The following is a 4,018-nucleotide window of genomic DNA, read 5'->3' on the forward strand; positions in this document are numbered from 1 at the left end:
TGTTAATAATCTAATATTGCTAACTAATTAATTTTATCAAGATAGTTATTTCTGGATAAAGAAGATATCCAGCTAGATGTGGATAACAAAAACCGTGTCACCATGAACATTTAACTATTATCTTATTTGGTTACTCATAGCTATTTATTTATTAGGCATTATTGCCATCAACTGGAATTAGTAACCTGCTAATTATATGTATACAATTTATTGCTATAAGTAAGATTACAGAATGTTCATTCAGCTAATTTGGTAGGAATAGCTATGATTATTTATTGTCAATGGCTGCTGATTCTTTTGGGTAAAGCCGATACTTCGGTATTGAGTCAGGATTGAGTCCCTGTGGCTAAGTAATTCTTAATAAATTAAATCGGCTAAAATTTCCAGATGTGAACTGCTGCTATTCAGGGTTAAGCAGGAATTACCAACTCGGATTTTCTGGATAATTTTCTGGATAACTTTCCCAAGAATTTCTGATGTAATTGCTTGACAGATAAAAATGAGGAGGTTATAGTGTAACTCCCAAGCTGTTTAAGCTGTTAAACAACAGGTGTATTTTTTCAAGCGATAGCGTTCGCGGAGCGTCCCGGAGGAAACTACTGCTGCTGCAAGCAGTTCGCTCTGAATCAAAATCTTTGAATATTTGCGAACTAACTGGGAACTTATCGCCAATACTGCCAGTCATAGATACCAACAACCGCATTTGAACCTGACCAACCTGACTAAATAGCTTGATAAAGCTCCTGCTGTCCTTGCTTTATTCAACTATCCTGCAACTGCTGATATTTTTACACTCATCTGTCGTCAACTAGATTGGGGAATTCTTTAGGGTAGGTAATTTCAATCTTTTAATCTACCATAGCCCTAAATCAAGTAGGGAATTGGTGATTGTCTTTACTGTGTCTGGGAAAAAAGTTACTTGAAGTGATTACCGTTTTAACGTGCTATCATTGCCACAGCCTCTACCCAACGCAATTACTGATGTGATTTATTAGCTAACTACTAACTTCTCATTTTCCAGTGGCTTTGCGAGCGCCAGTCAACCCCATGATACTTGAGCAGAAAATTTATCTATGTTTGGTGAGAACGACTAATCTTATGTTCTGTGTGGGTTTAGAAGTTATCCTTGTGGCTAAATAAGGAAAAAAAGTGGATTTTAAGACATTTATTTTCAGATTTAAGTTCCTCAACTCTTAATCATTACTGATTTTTTCGCACAATTCCGGAAACAACGGGAAAATAAAATTGAATAACAAGAATAACAATATCCCCGACTTCTCTAAGAAGTCGGGGATATAAAGAAATTTTGATTTAAGGAATTAGCAAATAAATTCCCCAAATAGCCATAGCGCGGAGATAGGTACTAGCGCGGAAAGTGCCATTAGCGGTGATAGCTTCCGGGGTGCGGAATTGTAAGCCATTGTCGTAAATTTGCTTAACTACAGCCTCAGTTAACCGCATGGCTTCATTTTTCATGTCCATTTGCACCAAGAAGGCTGCTAGACCAAAATTGATGCCTGTCCAAACTTCCAAAGGATGGGTAGAATTGGGATTTTCTGGTAAACCATTGGGAAGAACACCGTTAGCAGCGCCAAATTTACCATTTTGGAACTTGAGAAAACAGGCATCATATACTTTTGTTAAGGAGGATAAAGCGCGATCGCTGGGGACAATATCTGGTAAACTCAATAAACGAGCGTAGAATTGCCCACACAATTGGTCAGCCATAACTACATCAGAAGCACTTTCACTATCCAACCGGTAATACTCACCATTCCAAAGCTTCTCCTGATAAATTGGTTTTGATTGATTTAACCAACCTTGATAAATAGACCCTTGTACCTCTACCTCTGTGTCCTCTGTGCCTCTGTGGTTCGTTAAAATCTTAGAAATAGCAATAGCAGCTTCCAAAGCAGCTAACCACAAACCACCACAATAAGCGCTGACACCTTGCAAGCGCCAATCATCGAAAGTTTGGTCAGGTGCGCCAGAATTTTCTGGTATACTGTCACCATCGAGATCAAAAGTTTTCACATAATCGAGAGTTTGGACAATAGCATCCCAACAATCTGCTAAAAACTGGGTATCATTTGCACCGGTAAACAGAAAATCTCGATATACCTGCAAAACAAAGTCACAACCTAAATCTTTCCAGAGGTTGCAGTCTTGATAACTAGTATAATTAGTTTTTTCCCAAACGTGTTCATTGGGTGCGCCTAAATCGTGGGGTGTTGCACCGGCAATTTTCCGAACTGCGTTAGGACTCTCCGATTTGATAGTCAGATAATAACCGATAATTCTAGTTCTGTCATCACTTTGGGGAATTGCTCTAGCAAAGGCGCGAATTACGGACTTTTCCAATTCTGGGAATAACATCAATAATCCAAAAGAACCGTATAACCGCACATCTAGACTTTCGTACCAACGGTAATCTAAACATTCTAACACAGCGAATTGACCAACGGGATCAATTTCCGAGGCGGCACTCCAGAGAGTTCCCCCGCTGGTTAAATCGTAGAGTTCGTTGAATAAAGCCATTTTGAACCAGTCAGGTAAGTCTGATTTTTCTAAAATGGGGTTTTGCCAATTTTCGATGAGCGATCGCCAATTCTGATATTCTTTAAGAGCAGTAGTGGCAATCTGCCAAGCATTCTCACCATTACAACCAAAAAAGTCTGTATATCTGCGGTAATAGTTCACCCCCGCTGCAAATTCCGTAACGGGGAAATCCCAACTTAATACAAAAGGAACGTCCAAACTTTCCCCAGGTTGCAAAGTAAAACGCACCGCAATTGCTGCACCTAAACGAGTATTTTCATCTGCGGGAGTTTCATCTAGATAATTAGGTAAAGAACCATTTGCAGAGAAACTTTGCCAAATATCTTCACCATTACCCACAGGATTAAATCGGGAATGATGAAATATTTCCACTTGGGGATTTTTAGTAGTCGCAATACACCAAGTTCCATCTCCTTCTTGAACAGTTCGACTATTAGAAACTTGACCTAAAACGCAACCAAAATATTGATGATCTTCTGCTAAACAATTATAATTTCCTTGACTTTCTCCCCAACGTGGTAGATATTCATAAACTGGACTACCATCATCTCTAACTCTAACTTCGGGAGATTTCAAAGTATTGGTAAACCAACCCACCATATTTTCCCAAGTTAGCATAATGCTAATAGTAATTGGTGCATTTGTAGGGTTGTGCGCTTTCCACAAAAAAACCGCAACCGGATAACTTGCTTCTTGATAATTATCTGCCCAAATTGGCGAAAATTGCTCACAAGTTAATTGAGTTTTCAAAACATTTTCATAAACAAACCAACTGCGGGGATAAAGTGCATGATATGTACCTGACCCCAATCCGTCCAGAGAGAGGGGAGACTGTGGATACCATTGCCAAGATTGCAGTGTATGATCTTCTGGGGGTTGGGTAGATAATGCGTAAGCTTGTCCCGATTCAAAAATACTAAATTGACAAGCGGGAACGGTTTTGAAAGTATGTTCTCCCCCGTCAATGTGCCACAGGTTAAAGTCTCCCCGTGAAGAACGTCCTATACACCCTGCACCAAAGCCACCAAGAGGCATTCCGTGCCAGGGACCATCGTCAATATTACTGGGATAACGGACGGTGTAGGGTTTCTCCCAGCCTAAGCCAATGGGACGTTTCCAGGTACAGGGGGGTATTTGGGGGTGGTTTGTCATGGTTTGAGTTTCACGGGTTGACGCTATGAAGACTAGCGCGATGTGTGATTTTTCTCAAGTCAATCATGAAAATATTTTTATTTCGCTGAAAATTTCCTAATGTTACTAGGATGTTAGGAAATAAGTAAATTGTCTGATAACATAGCGTGGCGCAAGCCATATCAGGATTACCAGGATTAGAGAATTAACAGGATGTTTTTTAGGAAATATAGGTTTTTGTGAATGATAGAAAATATATTTTCCTCTGAATCATAATCTATAATCATTAACTATTCACAGAAAATCTATAAATAACAATCCTGTACAT

Annotated in this window: 1 protein-coding gene; it reads right to left on the reverse strand. The window is 39.4% G+C overall.

Annotated elements, in window-relative coordinates:
* Positions 1-1,311: 1,311 nt before the first annotated feature.
* On the reverse strand, positions 1,312-3,711 hold the full coding sequence (locus IQ228_RS22650; RefSeq protein ID WP_193964522.1) for a GH116 family glycosyl hydrolase: 2,400 nt from the start codon (positions 3,709-3,711) through the stop codon (positions 1,312-1,314).
* Positions 3,712-4,018: the final 307 nt, after the last annotated feature.

This window comes from Dolichospermum sp. LEGE 00246 (genome assembly GCF_015207865.1).
GTDB lineage: Bacteria > Cyanobacteriota > Cyanobacteriia > Cyanobacteriales > Nostocaceae > Dolichospermum > Dolichospermum heterosporum.

Excerpts from the sequence above, each read along its gene's own strand:
- IQ228_RS22650 (WP_193964522.1), bottom strand. The coding sequence starts at position 3,711 with ATGACAAACCACCCCCAAATACCCCCCTGTACCTGGAAACGTCCCATT.